At 73.3% G+C, this 17,876-nt stretch carries 17 protein-coding genes; 9 read left to right on the plus strand and 8 right to left on the minus strand.

Translation table 11 applies throughout. The features are described from left to right. The first annotated feature begins 49 nt into the window (after positions 1-49). Positions 50-748 carry a GntR family transcriptional regulator gene (locus ABZ883_RS30370; protein ID WP_360911718.1) on the plus strand — a complete coding sequence of 233 codons (699 nt, stop codon included), beginning with the start codon at positions 50-52 and terminating at the stop codon, positions 746-748. Between the two features lie 200 nt (positions 749-948). On the opposite strand, the gene ABZ883_RS30375 is transcribed toward ABZ883_RS30370, so the two are convergent. The 4 genes from ABZ883_RS30375 to ABZ883_RS30390 form a co-directional block, all read right to left on the minus strand. Beyond that, positions 949-1,614 (minus strand): response regulator transcription factor, encoded by a 666-nt coding sequence (locus ABZ883_RS30375; protein WP_360911720.1) that lies wholly within the window; start codon positions 1,612-1,614, stop codon positions 949-951. After that, positions 1,607-2,716, minus strand: a complete 1,110-nt coding sequence (locus ABZ883_RS30380) for a histidine kinase (RefSeq protein ID WP_360911887.1) — start codon at positions 2,714-2,716, stop codon at positions 1,607-1,609. The genes ABZ883_RS30375 and ABZ883_RS30380 overlap by 8 nt, the downstream gene beginning before the upstream one ends. 125 nt (positions 2,717-2,841) lie before the next feature. After that, the gene (locus tag ABZ883_RS30385; RefSeq protein ID WP_360911722.1) at positions 2,842-3,378 is read right to left on the minus strand and encodes a hypothetical protein; all 537 of its coding nucleotides are present in this window, start codon (positions 3,376-3,378) and stop codon (positions 2,842-2,844) included. 69 nt (positions 3,379-3,447) lie between these two features. After that, positions 3,448-4,317, minus strand: coding sequence for an alpha/beta hydrolase (locus ABZ883_RS30390; RefSeq protein ID WP_360911724.1), 870 nt, complete (start codon positions 4,315-4,317; stop codon positions 3,448-3,450). Between the two features lie 375 nt (positions 4,318-4,692). Between ABZ883_RS30390 and ABZ883_RS30395 the strand changes: the two genes are divergently transcribed. From ABZ883_RS30395 to dhaM, 7 genes are all read left to right on the plus strand, one after another. Further along, complete coding sequence (locus ABZ883_RS30395) at positions 4,693-4,920, plus strand: type A2 lantipeptide (RefSeq protein ID WP_360911726.1); 228 nt, start codon at positions 4,693-4,695, stop codon at positions 4,918-4,920. Between the two features lie 121 nt (positions 4,921-5,041). Beyond that, a complete protein-coding gene (locus tag ABZ883_RS30400) occupies positions 5,042-5,848 on the plus strand; it encodes an HlyD family efflux transporter periplasmic adaptor subunit (RefSeq protein WP_360911728.1) in 807 nt (268 codons plus the stop codon). Beyond that, a complete protein-coding gene (locus ABZ883_RS30405; RefSeq protein ID WP_360911730.1) occupies positions 5,845-8,082 on the plus strand; it encodes an NHLP family bacteriocin export ABC transporter peptidase/permease/ATPase subunit in 2,238 nt (745 codons plus the stop codon). Before ABZ883_RS30400 ends, ABZ883_RS30405 begins: the two co-directional genes overlap by 4 nt. Position 8,083: 1 nt before the next feature. Next, positions 8,084-10,924 (plus strand): NHLP bacteriocin export ABC transporter permease/ATPase subunit, encoded by a 2,841-nt coding sequence (locus ABZ883_RS30410; protein WP_360911732.1) that lies wholly within the window; start codon positions 8,084-8,086, stop codon positions 10,922-10,924. A gap of 135 nt (positions 10,925-11,059) precedes the next feature. Continuing rightward, complete coding sequence (gene dhaK / locus ABZ883_RS30415; RefSeq protein ID WP_360911734.1) at positions 11,060-12,052, plus strand: dihydroxyacetone kinase subunit DhaK; 993 nt, start codon at positions 11,060-11,062, stop codon at positions 12,050-12,052. Between the two features lie 21 nt (positions 12,053-12,073). Then, a complete protein-coding gene (gene dhaL / locus ABZ883_RS30420) occupies positions 12,074-12,739 on the plus strand; it encodes a dihydroxyacetone kinase subunit DhaL (RefSeq protein ID WP_360911736.1) in 666 nt (221 codons plus the stop codon). Next, the gene (dhaM, locus tag ABZ883_RS30425) at positions 12,736-13,134 is read left to right on the plus strand and encodes a dihydroxyacetone kinase phosphoryl donor subunit DhaM (protein WP_360911738.1); all 399 of its coding nucleotides are present in this window, start codon (positions 12,736-12,738) and stop codon (positions 13,132-13,134) included. Before dhaL ends, dhaM begins: the two co-directional genes overlap by 4 nt. A 106-nt stretch (positions 13,135-13,240) precedes the next feature. Here the strand turns inward: dhaM and ABZ883_RS30430 are convergent, their stop codons facing one another. After that, a complete protein-coding gene (locus tag ABZ883_RS30430) occupies positions 13,241-13,498 on the minus strand; it encodes a type B 50S ribosomal protein L31 (RefSeq protein WP_360911740.1) in 258 nt (85 codons plus the stop codon). A gap of 69 nt (positions 13,499-13,567) precedes the next feature. Continuing rightward, on the minus strand, positions 13,568-13,732 hold the full coding sequence (gene rpmG / locus ABZ883_RS30435) for a 50S ribosomal protein L33 (RefSeq protein WP_319664230.1): 165 nt from the start codon (positions 13,730-13,732) through the stop codon (positions 13,568-13,570). 163 nt (positions 13,733-13,895) lie between these two features. On the opposite strand from rpmG, the gene ABZ883_RS30440 reads away from it, so the two are divergent. Continuing rightward, positions 13,896-14,984, plus strand: a complete 1,089-nt coding sequence (locus tag ABZ883_RS30440) for a PP2C family protein-serine/threonine phosphatase (RefSeq protein WP_360911742.1) — start codon at positions 13,896-13,898, stop codon at positions 14,982-14,984. 250 nt (positions 14,985-15,234) lie between these two features. Here the strand turns inward: ABZ883_RS30440 and ABZ883_RS30445 are convergent, their stop codons facing one another. Beyond that, the gene (locus ABZ883_RS30445) at positions 15,235-15,777 is read right to left on the minus strand and encodes a PadR family transcriptional regulator (RefSeq protein ID WP_360911744.1); all 543 of its coding nucleotides are present in this window, start codon (positions 15,775-15,777) and stop codon (positions 15,235-15,237) included. Positions 15,778-15,803: 26 nt separating this feature from the next. After that, on the minus strand, positions 15,804-17,831 hold the full coding sequence (locus tag ABZ883_RS30450; protein WP_360911890.1) for an NADPH-dependent 2,4-dienoyl-CoA reductase: 2,028 nt from the start codon (positions 17,829-17,831) through the stop codon (positions 15,804-15,806). Positions 17,832-17,876 lie beyond the last annotated feature (45 nt).

Consider the following 17,876-nt stretch of genomic DNA (forward strand, 5'->3'; position numbering starts at 1 on the left):
GTTTTCGGTTGACTGGGGCCCTGCGAGCCCGTGAGACGAGGGATGTGACATGGCAGCCGAGCTCGATCCGGCCGTCCTGGCCGGCGACCGCGCCCTGCTGGGGCGTTCCAGTACCGCCGACCGGGTCGCGGACATCCTGCGCACCCGGATCTCCGAGGGCTTCCTGTCCCCCGGGACGAAGCTCTCCGAGGACGCCATCGGTACGGCCCTCGGGGTCTCGCGCAACACGCTGCGCGAGGCGTTCCGGTTGCTGACGCACGAGAAGCTGCTCGTCCACGAGCTCAACCGGGGCGTCTTCGTACGGGTCCTGACCGTGCAGGACGTGGTGGACATCTACCGCGTGCGCCGCCTCGTGGAGTGCTCGGTGGTCCGCCATCTCGGCGCACCGCCGTACGATTTGACGCCCGCGGAGGCCGCCGTCGAGGAGGGCGGGCGGGCCGCCGGGGAGGACGACTGGCGGGCACTCGGCACGGCCAACATCCACTTCCACCACGCGGTGGTGGACCTGGCGCACAGCCGGCGGCTGACCGAGCTGATGACCGGCGTGCTCGCCGAACTCCGCCTGGTCTTCCACGCGATGGACAACCCGCGCGAGTTCCACGAGCCCTACCTCGGCCGCAACCGCGAGCTGCTCACCGCCCTGCGGGCCGCCGATCTGGTGAAGGCCGAGCTGCTGCTGGCGTCGTACCTGGACGACGCGGAGCGGCAACTCGTGCGGCGCTACTCGGAGTCCATCGCCCTGACGTGAGCGCGGCGCGCGGAGCGGCGGGCGTGGTCGTCGTTCACGGTCGGGGGGCGGCGCGGGGTTGCTGTCATGGCGACCTCACAGGGGCAGGCGGTGCTGCGGACCGGACGTGCCCACCAATGTAAGGATTGTTCAACGATCCCTCAAGAGGGCAGGACGCACTTTCCGTTGGAACGCCCGGGGCCCATGCCGCGGCGCGGAGGTCAGGCCAGCCCCGCCGCTATGGCGCGGCGCACGGCGTCGGCCCGGTCCCGGATCCCCGCCTTGGCGAAGAGGTTGTTGATGTGCGTCTTGACCGTGGCCTCGCTGATGAACAGCTTCTCGGCGATGGCCCGGTTCGGCAGCCCCCGGCCGATGAGCGTGAGCACCTCGCGCTCACGCGGGGTGATGTCCGCGGGCAGCGGCTGCGCCGGCTCCTGCGGACCGGGGCGCACCGTGGCGAGGAGCCGGTTCTGCACCTCGCGGTCGAGCACGGACTGCCCCGCGGCGGCCGCCACGATCGCCCGGAGGATGTCCTGCCGGCCGGCGTTCTTGGTCAGATAGCCGCGGGCCCCGGCGCTGAGCGCGGCCAGGATCGAGTCGTCGTCGGCGAACGTGGTCAGCACGACCACCGCTACGTCGGGGTACTCCTCGGTCAGCCTGCGGGTCGCCTCCGTCCCGTCCATCACGGGCATGCGCAGGTCCATCAGCACCACGTCCACCGGCCCCTCGGCGACGGCGGCCAGCACCTCGGCCCCGTTCGCCGCGGCCGCGACGACGTCGATGTCCTCGGACAGCGCGAGCACGGCCGCGAGCGGCTCGCGGACGGCGGCCTGGTCGTCGGCGACGACCACGCGCAGCGGCGTCCGGTTCCCGGTCTGCTCATTCATCGGGGATCACTGCCTCCACCTGCCAGCCGCCCTCGTCCGGTCCCTCGGTGACCGGACCCGCGGTGATGGTCCCGCCCAGCAGGGCGACGCGTTCGCGCATCCCGATCAGTCCCATCCCGCCCCCGGCACCCGCGGTCACGGTACGGGTCGCGGCACGGTTGCGGATCGTCAGCGCCGTCGAGGACGGGGCGAACGCCAGCTCCACGCGGACCTCGCCGCCGGGGGCGTGCCGGGCGGCGTTCGTCAGGGACTCCTGGGCGATCCGCAGCAGGTTCTGCGCCACCGGGGCCGGCACCTCGCGGACCGCGCCGGTGACGGCGAGCGCGTCACGGTGGCCGGACGACTCGACCATCGCGGACAGGCTCTCGACCAGCGGCAGGGCGTCCTCGCGCAGCGCGTGCACGGTCCACTGCGCCTGCTTCAGGCTGTCCTTGACCATGCCGTGCGCCTTGGTGGTGGCCTCGCGGACCTTGTCCAGGTCCCCGGTGTCGAGCAGCGCGTCGGCCAGTTCCAGCTGCATGTTGATCCCCGCGAGCGAGTGCGCCAGAACGTCGTGCACGTCCCGGGCGATCCTGCTGCGCTCGGTCAGCACGGCCGTCTGCGCCTCGGCCCGGGCGGCGCGTTCGGCGGACTCGGCCGCCGAGAGCGCGGCCCGCACGGCCTGGTGGTGGCTGCGGTTGAGTATCCCCGCCAGCACCGGGGCGCCGGCGGCGAGTCCGAGGGCCCAGGGCAGTACGTCGTGGCCCTGGCCCAGTCGGTAGTACAGGACACCGCCGCACAGCACGCTGCACAGCAGCGCGAGGCCCAGCGCCCACTTGGTCTCCAGCCGGTACCCGAGGTGGCCGCTGATGAAGAAGGCGAAGAGGTAGGTCGTCCCGCGGTCGCCGGCGCCGAGCAGCGCGGCCGCCGCGACGATGCCGAGCGTGAACCAGACCAGGGCGGTCCGCTGGGACATCGTGGTCTCGGGCAGCGTCCGGATCAGCAGCGCCGCGCAGTTGACCAGGAACAGCAGGAGCACCACCAGGCCCTGGCCGGCGAGGCCCATCGGCCGGATGGTCAGCGCCCCCGCGACGACGACGGCGGCCGGGATGATCCACTGCACCCGCAGGTCCCGCCCCGGAACCTGCCGCGGGCCGTCCCCCGGGGACGGGGCCGGCCCGGGCGAGGGGGGCGTGGCGGCGGGCATGGCCCGACCATAGCCCACCGGTGTTCCGGACAAGGTCACCGTCACACCACGTGGTCGAGGGCGGGCGCGGCCGGCGCGGTCTGCCGGGTGCGGACCACCATCCGGCTCCGGACGAAGATCGTGGCCAGCCGGGTCACCACCTCGGTGAGGGCCATGAGGACGAAGGCCGCGACCCAGGCCTGACTGCTGGTGATGTGGTGGGCCATGCTGAACCGGGCGACGTCGTCCGCGCCGCCGCCGTGCTCCACCCACATCTGGAAGCCCATCCGCGCGCCCATGCCGAGCACCCACAGGACCGCCGAGACCACGCCGGCCTTGATCAGGATGTGCTCGCCGGAGGCCCGGACCCGGGTGTAGACGCCGCCGGCGACCCCCAGCACGGCACCGACGCCGATCAGGGCGCCGATCAGGACCAGGTCGTTGCCGGCGGTGGGGATGGAGTCGAGGTAGGTGTGGGCCACGAAGGCCACGATCCCGAGCGGCAGGAGGAACGTCATGGGGCGCAGACGGGCTTCCCGCAGCTGCCGGAAGACGACGAGGATGAGGGCGATGTCGGTGATCCACTCGGTTGCTGTCATGCCCCCAAGAGTGCTGACGCGGGGCCCGCGACACCTGCACCCAAGGGTGGAACCGGGGGTGGAGATCGGCTACGGCTTGCCCTCCACCGCACGGCGGATCGCCGCCGCGAAGGGCCCCGGGTACTCCACGGGGGCGAAGTGCCCGACCCCGTCGACGAGTTCGAGGGTCACGTCGGTGAAGAACTCCGCCAGCCGGTCGGACCACTCACGGGGGAAGAGCGGGTCGAACTCGGGCCAGAGCACCGTGGTCGGCACGGTGATCCGCTCCTCCGCCGGGGGTGCCTGCTCCGCGACCGCGTTGGCCACGGGCCCACCGCCCGCCCGGTACCAGGCGAGGGACGCGGTGAAGGAGCCCGGCGGGCCGTAGGAGCCGACCAGGCGGTGCAGCCGCCCCTCGTCGGGGGTGAAGGACGGCCCGGACCAGTGCGTCCAGAAGTGCCGCAGGTAGGCGCGCACCGCCACCGGGTCCCCGTCGATCAGCTCCTCCGACAGGGGGAGCCGGTGGAACCACTGGTACCAGAACTCCCGCTGCGCGCCCGGGTCGAGCATGCGCCGCCCGCTGCCTGGCAGCGGCGGGGCGACGACGAGCGCGCGCACCGCGTCCGGGCGGTCGCGCGCCACGGTCTGCGCGACGCGGCTGCCGATGTCGTAGCCGGCCAGCACCGGCCGCTCCAGGCCGAGTTCGCGGACCAGCCCGAGGACGCTGCGGGCCTGGGCGGCCGTGCCGTACTGCTCCGCGGGCTCGGCGGCGTGCTTGTCCGAGCCGCCGAAACCGCGCAGGTCGGGGACGATCACATCGCAGAAGCCCGCCAGCAGGGGGACCAGGTCGTGGTAGTCGCCGCGGTCGCCCGGCCATCCGTGCAGCAGCACGACCGGCGCGCCCGCACCCCAGCGGTCGTAGGCGAGCCGGAATCCGTCCACCGGTGCGCTGTGGGGCATGCGAGACCTCCCGAACCGAGTCGATCACCGGGTGCCACGCTACCGCCCGGCGCATTACCTCCGGTAAATCTGCACACCGCACACGCCGACGACATATCGCGCCCGACCGGCCGTCCGGTCCGCCCTCCCCCACGCGGCCTTTGATCCGGAGTGCCCGGTTCCGCCGCGGCCGGTCCATCACTTCCGCGTGAAGAACCTGGCACCAAGCCGTGGGAATTCGGGACCCGACGTGAAGTCGACAATCCGAACCACATTCGAACACGCGCACCGGCAATTGGCTGGGCCACGCGGCCCCGTGCTTGGATCCTCAGCGGTGGCGGGAGGTCCTCCCTGATTCGCCACTCGATATCTGTCAGCACGAAGGGAAGCACCATCATGAACTTCACCCCGCAGGTCGAGACCCGCGAGATTTCCGACGCCGACCTCGACAACGTCTCCGGTGGCCTGGTGGGCGGCCTGGTCAGCAACGTGACCGGCACCGTCGACTCCATCGCCCCGGTCTCGGGCACCGTCGCCGGCGTCGTCGGCACGGTCGAGGGCCTCACCGGCCTGAACACCGGCGCGGTCACCGGCCTGGCCACCGGCCTCGTCGCCGGTCTCTGAGACGGCACCGCAACCGTGGGCCCCGGCAACCTCCCTTCCGGGGCCCACGGGCGTGCCCGCGGGCTGTACGCGTACAGCCCCGACGACCGACAACGAAAAATGTGGCTGAGGGAAGAGTCCCGTGCAGTTCCGACAAAAGGCCCTCACAAAGCTGCAATCGCCCGAGGAGCTCGATCTCCCGGTGCGTTTCGCAAAACCGCGGGGCGTGCTCGTGATGTCCGTCGCGATGGTCGCGACGGCCGCCGCCGCATTCTGGGCGGTCACCGGTTCCGTCGCATCGAAAATGGACGCCCCGGGAATTCTCACGCACGGCCAGGGCAGTTATGTGCTGCAAAGCCCGGTGGCCGGACAGGTCACCCGGGTGTTCGCCGAGGAAGGCGGGCGGCTGCCCGCCGACGCGCCTCTGCTCAAAGTGCGCACCCCGGACGGCGACGTCCTGATCCGCACCGTGGACGCGGGCCGGGTGACCGCGCTGGCGGCCGCCATCGGCACGGTCGTCACCGTCGGTACGGACGTCGCGGCCGTGGAGCGCGTCGCCCACGCCGGCGACCCGCTGACCGCCACCTTGTACGTGCCCGCGGGCAGCGCCTCCACCGTGCCGGTCGGCGCCGCCGTCGACCTGACCGTCGAATCCGTCTCCCAGCAGCGCTACGGCGTACTGCGCGGCCATGTGCAGGCCGTGGGGCGGACCGTGCAGACGGCCCGGCAGATCACCGCCTACCTCGGGGACGGCCAGCTCGCGCAGGCCTTCGCCCGCGGCGGGCGCCCCGTCGCGGTCCAGGTGCGGCTGGACACCTCGCGCCGCACCGCGTCCGGCTACGCGTGGTCGTCCTCCGACGGCCCGCCGTACGCCCTCGACTCCATGACCCTGGCCGGCGGCGCCGTGCACCTCGCCGCCCAGCGCCCGCTCGATTGGCTGCTCCCGTGACCGCGACCGCTCCCCCGCCCCAGGTCGGCCACCGGCGGGGCGACACCCGCCCCCGGCCCAAGTCCCGCAGGCCGCGCCGCTACCCGTCGGTGCGCACCCCCACCGTGCTCCAGATGGAGGCGGTGGAGTGCGGCGCCGCCTCCCTGGCCATGGTGCTGGGCCACTACGGCCGCCACGTGGCGCTGGAGGAACTGCGGATCGCCTGCGGTGTCTCCCGCGACGGCTCCCGGGCCAGCAACCTGCTCAAGGCCGCCCGCGGATACGGGCTGCGTGCCAAGGGCATGCAGATGGAGACGGCCGCGCTGACCGGCGTACGCGCTCCGGCCATCCTGTTCTGGGAGTTCAACCACTACGTCGTCTACGACGGCACGGGCCGCCGCCTCGGCCGGCGCGGCGTGCACGTCAACGACCCCGACAAGGGCCGCCGTTTCGTGCCGCTGGAGGACTTCGACACCAGCTTCACCGGTGTCGTCCTCACCTTCGAACCCGGTCTGGACTTCCAGCGCGGCGGCCGCAGGCCCGGCGTGCTGGCCGCGCTGCCCACCCGGCTGCGCGGCACCGGCGGCACCCTGCTGACGGCCCTGCTGGCCAGCCTGCTGCTGGTCGGGGTCGGCGCGGCGCTGCCCGCGCTCAGCCGCACGTACATCGATCTGTTCCTGATCGGGCAGCAGACCTCGCTGCTCGGCGTGCTGTTCGCGGGGATGGCCGCCATGGTGGCGCTCACCGCCGCCCTCACCGCGGTGCAGCAGTCCAATCTGCTGCACGGCCGCGTCATCTCCTCGACGCTGGGCAGCGCCCGCTTCCTGCGCCACCTGCTCCGGCTGCCGGTCGCCTTCTTCACCCAGCGCAGCCCCGCCGACCTGGTGCAGCGCCTGCAGTCCAACGACGCCGTCGCCGAGACCCTGGCCCGCGACCTGGCCTCGGCGGCGGTGGACGGGATCGTGGTCGTCCTCTACGCCCTGCTGCTGTGGAGCTACGACCCGCAACTGACCGTCCTGGGCGTGGGGATCGCGCTGCTCAACGTCGTCGCCATGCGGGTCGTGGTCCGGCTGCGGGCCACCCGGACGCAGAAACTGCGGGCCGACAACGCCCGGCTGACCAACACCGCCTACACCGGCCTCCAGTCGATCGAGACCATGAAGGCCACCGGCGGCGAGAACGGCTACTTCCGCCGCTGGGCGGGCCAGCACGCGGTCACCCTGGAGGAGCAGCAGCGGCTGGGGGTGCCGAGCGCCTGGCTGTCGGTGGTCGCGCCCACGCTCGCCACGCTCAACAGCGCGCTCATCCTCTGGATCGGCGGACTGCGGGCGGTGGAGGGGCACATCTCCATCGGCCTGCTCGTCGCCTTCCAGGCGCTGGTCACCCGCTTCACCGCGCCCGTGACCCGGCTCAACGGTGTCGCCGGACGCATCCAGGACTTCGCGGCGGACGTCGCCCGGCTCAAGGACGTGGAGAACTTCCCCGTGGACGCGCTCTACTCGCGGCCCGAGGCCGAGGCGGGCACCCGCCGGCTCAAGGGCCACGTGACGCTGGAGGAGATCACCTTCGGCTACAGCCCGCTCGACAAGCCGCTGCTGACCGGGTTCTCGCTCTCGGTCTCACCCGGGCAGCAGGTGGCCCTGGTCGGCGGCTCCGGCAGCGGCAAGTCGACGGTCTCGCGCCTCATCTCAGGTCTGTACAGCCCCTGGAAGGGCGTGATCCGCATCGACGGACAGCGCCTGGAGGACATCCCGCGCAGTGTGCTCGCCGCCTCCGTCTCCTTCGTCGACCAGGACGTCTTCCTCTTCGAGGGCACGGTGCGCGACAACGTGGCGCTGTGGGACCCGTCCATCCCCGACGAGGACGTGGTGACCGCCCTGCGCGACGCCGCCCTGTACGACGACGTGATCGCCCGCCGTCCCGGCGGCATCCACAGCCGTGTCGAGCAGGACGGCCGCAACTTCTCCGGCGGGCAGCGGCAGCGGCTGGAGATCGCGCGGGCGCTGGTGCGCCGCCCCAGCATCCTGGTGCTGGACGAGGTGACCAGCGCACTGGACGCCACGACCGAGCAGCTCATCATCGACAACCTGCGGCGGCGCGGCTGCGCCTGCGTGGTGATCGCGCACCGGCTCAGCACCGTCCGCGACAGCGACGAGATCGTGGTGCTCGACCACGGCTCCGTCGTGGAGCGCGGGCGGCACGAGGCTCTCGTCGCCGCGGGCGGGGCCTACGCCCAGCTGGTCAAGGAGCACTGACGTGATCCCCGTACAGCCCGCCGACGCCGCGGACGCCACCGGCGACCCGGTGATCGCGGCCCTCGGAGGCCTCGGCACGCCGGTGGACTGCGCGGGACTGCGCAGCCTGCCCCTGGAGGGGCCGCACGTCCTGTGGCTGGTCGTGGCCGGCTCCCTCGACCTGTTCGCCGTCGACGCGGCCCAGCAGGGGCACTGGCACTTCCTCGGCCGGCTGGAGGCGGGCACCCTGCTGCTGGGACCCGTCGATGGGCCGCAGCACACGCTCGTCGGCCGGCCGCTCCCGTCCTGCGTCCTGCGCCGCGTCCCGCTGCGCGAACTGCACCGCCCCGGGTACGACGGCGCCTGGGCGTACGACACGCGGGACTCCCAGGAACAGGCGCTGAGCCTGCTGGAGCAGGCGTTCGCGCTCGGCGTGGGCCGCAGCCAGCGTGTGCTGTACGAGGCCCCCCTGGACGGCCGCACCACGGCGGACGAGGCCGTGGCGGACGACGACATCCTCTGGCTGCCCGTCGCCCCCGGGAGCGTCCAGTACGGAGCGGCCTACAGCACCGAGGCCGCGGGCGACCTGCTGCTCGACGCCGCGATGTGGCAGGGCATGGTCAACCAGCAGTACCGCCTGCTGTCCACGCTCGACCGCTGGATCGAGCGGCTGGAGCAGGCCCACGAGGACCGCACCGCCGCGGGCATCCGGGCCGGCGAGGCCGTCCGCGAGCAGGCCGACCAGGCGCTCCTCGCGTCCATCGCCCGCTCCCGGAAGGCGCCGTCACGCGCCACGGCGGCCTCGGACGACACCACCTGGGCCGTCTGCCGGGTGGTCGCCCGCGCGGCGGGGATCACCCTCGCGTCCCCGTCCGCGAGCGGCGCGGCCGGCGACCGCGTCGACCCGGTCGAGCGCATCGCGGTCGGGTCACGGATCCGCACCCGCCCCGTGCGGCTCGACGGCCGGTGGTGGCGGGAGAACGCCGGTCCCCTGGTCGGGCACCGGGCCGCTTCGGGCACACCGGTCGCGCTGCTGTGGCGGCGGGGCGGCTACGACGCGGTCAACCCCGCCAGCGGCAGCCGCATCCGCGTCACGGCCGGCAACGCCGCGGAGTTCGCCCCGCAGGCGGTGATGTTCTACCGGCCGCTGCCCGAACACCCCCTGCGCCCCTGGCGGTTGCTGCGTTTCAGCATGCGCGGCACCGGCTCCGACCTGCGTGCCCTGATCCTCGGCGGGCTGATCACCGTGCTGCTCGGCGCGCTGGTGCCGATCGCCACCGGGCAGGTGCTCGGCCGGTACGTGCCCGGCGCGGAGACCGGGCTGATCGTGCAGGTCTCGTGCGCGATCATCGTCAGCAGCGTGGTGTCGGCGGCCTTCATGCTGCTGCAGAACCTCACGCTGCTGCGGGTGGAGGGCCGTATCGAGGCCACGTTGCAGCCCGCGGTCTGGGACCGGCTGCTGCGGCTGCCGACGTCCTTCTTCGCGGAGCGTTCGACGGGTGAGCTGGCGAGCGCCGCGATGGGCGTCAGCGCCATCCGCCGCGTCCTCGCCGGCGTCGGGCCGGTCGCCGTCCAGTCGGGCACCGTCGGCGCGATGAACCTCGTCCTGCTGCTGGTCCTCAGCGTCCCGCTGGCCCTGGTCGCGATCGGCATGCTGATCGTGATCGCCGTCGTCTTCCTCGGCCTCGGGCTGTGGCAACTGCGCTGGCAGCGGCAATTGGTGGAGCTGGGCAACAAGCTCAACAACCAGGCGTTCCAGACCCTGCGCGGGCTGCCCAAGCTGCGCGTCGCGGCCGCCGAGAGCTTCGCCTACGCGGCCTGGGCCCGCGAGTTCGCCCGCAGCCGGGACCTCCAGCAGCGCACCGGGCGGATCAAGAACCTCACGGGCGTGCTCAACGCGGTCTACCTACCGCTGTGCTCGCTGCTGCTGTTCGTGCTGCTGGCGGGACCGGCCCGCGGCTCGCTGTCCGCGAGCGGCTTCCTCACCTTCAGCACCGCCGTGACGATGCTGCTGACCGCGGTCACCCAGCTCACCGGGGCGCTGGTCTCGGCCGCCGCCGCGCTGCCGATGTACGAGCACATCAAGCCGGTGCTCGACCAGCTCCCCGAGGTGCGGGGCGCCAGCACGCAGCCCGGCGAGCTGTCCGGGGCGATCGAGGCCCGGGGGCTCTCCTTCCGCTGGTCCGCGGACGGCCCGCTGGTCCTGGACGACGTGTCCCTTCAGGTGCGGCCCGGCGAGTTCGTGGCGATCGTCGGCCCCAGCGGCTGCGGCAAGTCCACCCTGCTGCGGCTGCTCATCGGCTTCGACCGGCCCGCGGCGGGCAGCGTGCTGTACGACGGCCAGGACCTCGCGGCCCTGGACCAGGCCGCGGTGCGCCGGCAGTGCGGCGTCGTCCTGCAGAACGCCCAGCCCCTGACCGGCTCCATCCTGGACTGCATCTGCGGCGCCGAGACCTTCACGCAGGAGGAGGCGTGGGAGGCGGCCGCGATGGCGGGCCTGGCGGAGGACATCAAGCGGATGCCGATGGGCCTGCACACCATGATCTCCGGGGGCGCGACGGTCTCCGGAGGCCAGCGGCAGCGCCTCATGATCGCCCAGGCCCTCGTCCGCCGCCCGCGCATCCTCTTCTTCGACGAGGCCACGAGCGCGCTCGACAACGAGACGCAGCGGGTCGTCATCGAGAGCACCCGCGCCCTGCGCGCCAGCCGCGTCGTCATCGCGCACCGGCTCACCACGGTCATGGACGCGGACCGCGTGGTCGTCATGTCCGACGGCCGCGTCGTGGAGCAGGGGCGCCCCGCCGATCTCCTCGCGGACCCCGGGGGCCGGCTCCGCGAACTCGTCCGCCGCCAGTTGGCGTGATCCCGCGGTCCGGGCCGCGTGGCCGATCCGGAACTCTGTGCGCAATCGGCCCTGCCCCGGAGTCGGTGGATCGTAGGCTGATGTCAGCGATTGTTCGCCATGTGTACGAATCCCGTGCCCCGGAGGGACCGTCCGATGAAGATGCTGATCAATGTCCCCGAGACCGTGGTGGCCGATGCGCTGCGGGGAGTCGCCGCCGCGCATCCGGAGTTGGCGGTCGACATCGACAACCGGGTGGTGGTCCGCAGGGACGCGCCGGTCGCCGGAAAGGTCGGTCTGGTGTCGGGGGGCGGGTCGGGGCACGAGCCGCTGCACGTGGGGTTCGTGGGGCGGGGGATGCTGGACGGGGCCTGTGCCGGGGAGGTCTTCACCTCACCGGTGCCCGACCAGATGGTGCGGGCGGCCGCGGCCGTCGACAGCGGCGCGGGCGTACTGTTCGTGGTGAAGAACTACACGGGTGACGTGCTGAACTTCGACATGGCCGCGGAACTGGCCGAGGACGAGGGCATCCAGGTCGCCAAAGTCCTGGTCAACGACGATGTGGCGGTGACCGACAGCCTCTACACGGCCGGACGCCGCGGCACCGGCGGCACGCTGTTCGTGGAGAAGATCGCCGGGGCGCTGGCCGAGGAGGGCGCGCCGCTGGAGCGCGTGCAGTCCGTCGCACGGCAGGTGAACGAGATGACGCGGAGCTTCGGGGTGGCGCTGACCGCGGTCAGCACCCCCGCCAAGGGCAGCCCCACGTTCGACCTGCCCGCCGGGGAGCTGGAACTCGGCATCGGCATCCACGGGGAACCCGGCCGGGAGCGGCGGGCGATGATGACCTCGGGGGAGATCGCGGAGTTCGCGGTCGACGCGATCCTGGACGACCTGCGCCCGAGCGGGCCGGTGCTGCTGCTGGTCAACGGCATGGGCGCGACGCCGCTGCTGGAACTGTACGGATTCAACGCCGAGGTGCACCGGGTGCTGGCGGCCCGCCACGTCGCGGTGGCCCGCACGCTGGTCGGCAACTACGTCACGTCGCTGGACGCGGCCGGCGCCTCGGTGACGCTGTGCCAGGTGGACGACGAACTGCTGCGCCTGTGGGACGCGCCGGTGAGCACACCGGCCCTGTGCTGGGGCGCCTGAGAAGCAGGAGGAGCGCGACAGATGAGTGAGGGACCGTCCGGGCCGGCGGCGATCGACGCGGCCTTCATACGCCGCTGGCTCGCCTCAGCGGCCTCGGTGATCGAGCGGGAGGCCGACCGGCTCACCGAGCTCGACTCCCCCATCGGCGACGCCGACCACGGGGCCAACATGCGGCGCGGCTTCATCGCGGCGCGCACGGCCGTCGAGAAGGAGCCGCCGGACACCCCCGGCGGCGTCCTGGTGCTGGTCGGGCGGCAGCTGATCAGCACGGTCGGCGGTGCGTCGGGACCGCTGTACGGCACCCTCCTGCGCAAGACGGGCAAGGCGCTCGGGGAGGCGGAGCACGTCACCCCCGAGCAGTTCGCCCAGGCGCTGCGCGACGGGGTCGACGCGGTCGCGACGCTGGGCGGGGCCGCGCCGGGCGACAAGACGATGGTGGACGCGCTGGCCCCGGCCGTGGAGGCGCTGTCCTTCGCGCTCGACAAGGGCGCGGGACTGGCGGAAGCCCTGTCGGCGGCCGCGATCGCCGCCGACGAGGGCGCGACCGCCACCACGCCGCTGGTGGCGCGCAAGGGGCGGGCGAGCTATCTGGGCGAGCGCAGCGCGGGTCACCAGGACCCGGGGGCGACGTCCTCGGCGCTGCTCCTCGGCGTCCTCGCGATGACGTCGCGGGAGGGCGCGGAATGACCGTGGGCGTGGTGCTGGTGTCGCACAGCGCGACGGTCGCGGAATCGGTGGCGCACATGGCTGCCGGGCTGAACGGCGGTGGCGCCAAGGTGCCGGTGGCCGCCGCGGGCGGTACCCCTGACGGCGGTCTGGGCACCGACGCGGAGAAGATCACCGCGGCGGCGCGCTCCGTCGACCGCGGCGAGGGCGTGGCCGTCATCGCCGACCTGGGGAGCGCCGTGCTGACGGTCAAGGTCCTGCTGGCGGAGGAGGACGTTCTGCCGCCCCGGACCCGCCTGGCGGACGCGCCCTTCGTGGAGGGCGCGGTGGCCGCCGTGGTGACGGCCTCGGCCGGTGCGGATCTGGACGCCGTCGTGGCGGCGGCCCAGGAGGCGTACCGCTTCCGCAAGAGCTGATCCCTCCGGGAGGTGCCCCGGGCACGGCGACGGCCGCCGCGGTGGTCCGCGGCGGCCGTCGGTGCTCCCTGCTCCCCTGCTCCCGTGGTTCCCGGTCGCGGCGGCGTCAGCCGCGGGCGGCGGCGCGTCCGTAGCGGCGCTCGAAGCGCTCGACGCGGCCGGCGGTGTCCATGACGCGGGCGTTGCCGGTGTAGAACGGGTGGCTCGCCGCGGAGATCTCCACGTCGAACACGGGGTAGGTGGTGCCGTCCTCCCAGACGACGGTCTTGTCGCTGGTCAGCGTGGACCGGGTGAGGAAGGCGTGGTCCGCGCTGCGGTCGCGGAAGACGACCGGACGGTAGGCGGGGTGGATCGCGTGCTGCATGACGCTCCTCCAGTCAGGTGCGGTGGACGGACGGCGGTGAGGCTCTGTCCGGGAAGGCCCGGCGCCGGGTCAGCGTTCCTCGCGGAAGGGGACGTGGCGGCCGACGGCCGGGTCGTACTTGCTGAGGACCATGCGGTCCGGGTCGTTGCGCCGGTTCTTCCGGGTCACATAGGTGGTGCCGGTGCCGGCGGTCGACCGGAGCCTGATCACCGGGCGCTGCTCGCTGCGGGCCATGAGCGGGTCCTTTCTGCCATCGCAATGGTTTTCATTTCCATCGGATGTCCCACTCAACGCGGGGCACCCCCCGCTCATTCCCGCACTCCCCGCCCACTGCGGCGAAGATGGAACCAGGCGCCGCCGGCACCCGCCGGCGGCGGTGACAGGAGGGCTGACACCCATGGCCCGCGGCCCCGGCACCCCGCGCCCCCGCCCTTTGCCGCTGCCCCGGTGGGCCTGGTGGTTCCTCCTCGCCTCGTACGCGCTCATCGCGGCCTGCGTCGCCGTCGACATCATCAGCGGTCCGGAGACGACCGTGTCACCGGTCCTGGCGGCACTGCCGGTGCTGGCCGGGGTCAGGGCCCGCCGGGCCCGCGTGCCGCTGCTGGCGGGCGTCGTGGCGATCGGCCTGGTCTTCCTCCTGGCCGTGGTCGACCGAGGGGTCCCCGCCCTGGTGCACGTCACCTCCGGGATCGCCGTCCTGGCCGTGACCTTCACCATCACCGGGGCCGTCGTCCTCGTCACCGCCAGGGAACGCGAACTGGCGCAGGTCCGCGGCGTCGCCGAGGCCGCGCAGGGGGCGCTGCTACGGCCCCCGCCGCCGCGGGTGGGCGGGCTCCAGGTGGCCGTGCGCTACGTGGCGGCGGAGGCGGAGGCGCGGATCGGCGGGGATCTGTACGAGGTCGTGGAGACCGGGTTCGGCGTACGGGTCCTGCTCGGCGACGTGCGCGGCAAGGGCCTGGACGCCGTCAAGACCGCCGCCGACGTGCTGGGGGTCTTCCGCGACGCGGCCCGCGCCGAACCCGGCCTCGACGCGGTGGCGACCCGGCTGGACGGCGCGCTGGTACGCCGCGGCGGAGCCGAGGAGTTCGTCACCGCCGTCCTGCTGACCGTACCCCCCGCCGGTGACACCGCCGTCCTGGTCAACTGCGGCCACCCTCCGCCGCTGCTGTGCCGCGACGGAGGCGTGGCGGAGGTGGCACCGGAGGCGTACGCGGCGCCGCTCGGACTGCTGCCGCTCACCGGCGGCCGCTACCGTACGCAGTCCGTGCCGTACCGCCCGGGCGACCTGCTGCTGCTCTACACCGACGGTGTCTCCGAGGCACGCGACCGGCGCGACCGTTTCTACCCGCTGGCCGAGCGGGTCGCGGACCTGACCCCGCAGGACCCGCAGGCGCTGCTCGACCGCCTACTGATCGACCTCCGCACCTGGACCGGCGGCGGGCTCGGCGACGACGCGGCGCTGCTGGCCCTGCGGCGCCCGCACTGAACGCGCTGACCGCGCCGCGTGACGGGCCGGTCGGACCAGATCCATCAACCCGACCCCGGCCGGATGCCGCAGCCGGTCCTCGTCGGCCACGAAGCGCGCGACCGGCGCGGCCTCTTCCATCCGCCGGCCGAGCGGGTCGCGGACCTGACCCCGCAGGACCCGCAGGCGCTGATCGACCTCCGCACCCGGACCGGTGCCGGGCTCGGCGACGACGCACCGCCCGCACCGACCGCGCCGCGTGACGGGTCGGTCAGACCAGGTCCATCGTCCCGACCTCGGCCAGCGCCTCCCGGAGCCACCGCGTCCAGAACGTCTCCAGCTCGATACCCCCGCGCAGCACGAGGTGCCGCAGCCGGTCCTCGTCGGCCACGAGGCCGGGCGGGAAGTCGCGCCGCTCGATGTCCGCGTACTCGGCCAACTGGGCCTCGTGCAGCGCCAAATGCCTGCGCAGTTCCTCCGCGAGGCCGCGGCCCCCGACCACCGCCGCCGCGCGCATGCGCAGCAGCAGCGGGTCCCGGATCGGCCGGGGTTCGTCACCGGCGGCGACCCAGCCCGCCAGTTCCTCTCGCCCGGCGGGCAGCACCTCGTACTCCTTCTTCTGCCCCCGGGCGGGGTGCGCCGAGGGCAGCGCGCGGATCAGTCCCGCCTCCTCCAGCCGCCCGAGTTCGCGGTAGATCTGCTGGTGCGTCGCGGACCAGAAGTAGCGGATGGAACGGTCGAAGCGCCGCGCCAGCTCCAGGCCCGAGGACGGTTTCTCCAGCAGGGCGGTGAGGATGGCGTGCGGGAGCGACATGCCCGCATCCTACGGACGGGGCGCGGTCACAGCGCAGCGGCCAGTTCGGTGCCCTGGCGGACGGCCCGCTTCGCGTCGAGTTCGGCGGCCTCGTCGGCGCCGCCGATGAGGTGGACGGGGTACCCGGCGGCGCGCAGGGCGTCGTACAGGTCGCGGCGCGGTTCCTGCCCGGCGCACAGGACCACGGTGTCGACCGCCAGCGTGCGGCGCTCGCCGCCGACGGTGATGTGCAGCCCGTCGTCGTCGATCCGGTCGTACGCGGCACCCGCGACCATCGTGACGCCCCGGTGCTTCAGCTCGGTGCGGTGGATCCACCCGGTCGTTCTACCCAGGCCCGCGCCGACCTTGCCGGCCTTGCGCTGCAGCAGGTGCACGGTGCGCGGGGGCGTCGGCCGCTCGGGGGCCCGCAGACCGCCCCGGCCGGCGTAGCCGGTGTCCACGCCCCACTGCCGGAAGTACGTCTCCGGGTCCCGGCTCGCGCCCTCGCCGCCGTCGGTGAGGAACTCGGCCACGTCGAAGCCGATCCCGCCCGCACCGACGATCGCGACCCGCTCGCCCACCGGGGCGCCGTCGCGCAGGACGTCGAGGTAGCTCAGCACGCTGGGGTGGTCCACGCCCTCGATCCGCGGCGTGCGCGGCGCGACGCCGGTGGCGAGGACGACCTCGTCGAAGCCGGGCTCGTGCGCGGCCAGCGTCCCCGGCGTCACGAGGGTGTTCAGCCGCAGTTCCACGCCCTCCTCGGCCAGCCGGGTGCGGAAGTAGCGCAGCGTCTCGTCGAACTCCTCCTTGCCGGGGATCTTGCGGGCGATGTTGAGCTGCCCGCCGATCCGGTCGGCGGAGTCGAAGAGCGTGACGGCGTGGCCGCGTTCGGCCGCGGTGACCGCGCAGGCCAGTCCTGCGGGGCCGGCGCCGACGACGGCGACGCGCTTGCGCAACCGGGTGGGCAGGAGGACGAGTTCGGTCTCGTGGCAGGCGCGCGGATTGACCAGGCAGGAGGTCAGGCGGCCGCTGAACGTGTGGTCGAGGCAGGCCTGGTTGCAGCCGATGCAGGTGTTGATGGCCTCGCCGCGGCCCTGCCGGGCCTTGGCGACGAAGTCGGGGTCGGCGAGCATCGGGCGGGCCAGGGACACCATGTCGGCGTAGCCGTCGGCGAGCAACCGCTCGGCGACCTCGGGGGTGTTGATGCGGTTGCTGGTCACCAGCGGCACCGAGACCGCGCCCATGAGCCGCTTCGTCACCCAGGTGTACGCGGCGCGCGGCACGGAGGTGGCGATGGTGGGGATGCGGGCCTCGTGCCAGCCGATGCCGGTGTTGATGATCGTGGCGCCGGCCCCCTCGACCGCCCGGGCGAGGGCGACGACCTCCTCCAGGGACGAGCCGCCCGGGACCAGGTCGAGCATCGACAGGCGGTAGACGATCACGAAGTCGGTGCCGAGCCGTTCGCGGGTGCGGCGGACGATCTCCAGCGGGAAACGGGTGCGGTTCTCGAACGACCCGCCCCAGCGGTCCTCGCGGTGGTTGGTGGCGGGCGCGACGAACTCGTTGATCAGGTAGCCCTCGGACCCCATGATCTCGACGCCGTCGTAGCCGGCCGCGCGGGCGAGTTCGGCGGCCCGTACGAAGTCCTCGATCGTCCGCTCGACCTCGTCGCCGGTCAGGGCGTGCGGGACGTGGGGACTGATCGGTGCTTGGAGCGCGCTCGGGGCGACCAGTTCGGGGTGGTAGGCGTACCGGCCGAAGTGCAGGATCTGCATCGCGATGCGGCCGCCCTCGCGGTGCACCGCCCGCGTGACGACGGCGTGCCGGTCCGCCTCCTCCTCAGTGGTCATCCGCGCACCGCCCGGGTAGGGGCGGCCCGGGTCGTTGGGGGCGATACCACCGGTGACGATCAGCCCGACGCCGCCCCGGGCCCGCTCGGCGTAGAAGGCGGCCATGCGCTCGAAGCCGCGCTCGGCCTCCTCCAGCCCCACGTGCATCGAGCCCATGACGACGCGGTTGGGGAGCGTGAGGAACCCGAGGTCGAGCGGGCGCAGCAGATGCGGGTAGCGGCTCATCGAGGTCTCCTCGGGCATCGGCGCAGTGGGGTGCCCGTCCTTTCT

This window comes from Streptomyces sp. NPDC046977 (genome assembly GCF_040644455.1).
In the GTDB taxonomy this organism is placed as follows: Bacteria; Actinomycetota; Actinomycetes; order Streptomycetales; family Streptomycetaceae; genus Actinacidiphila.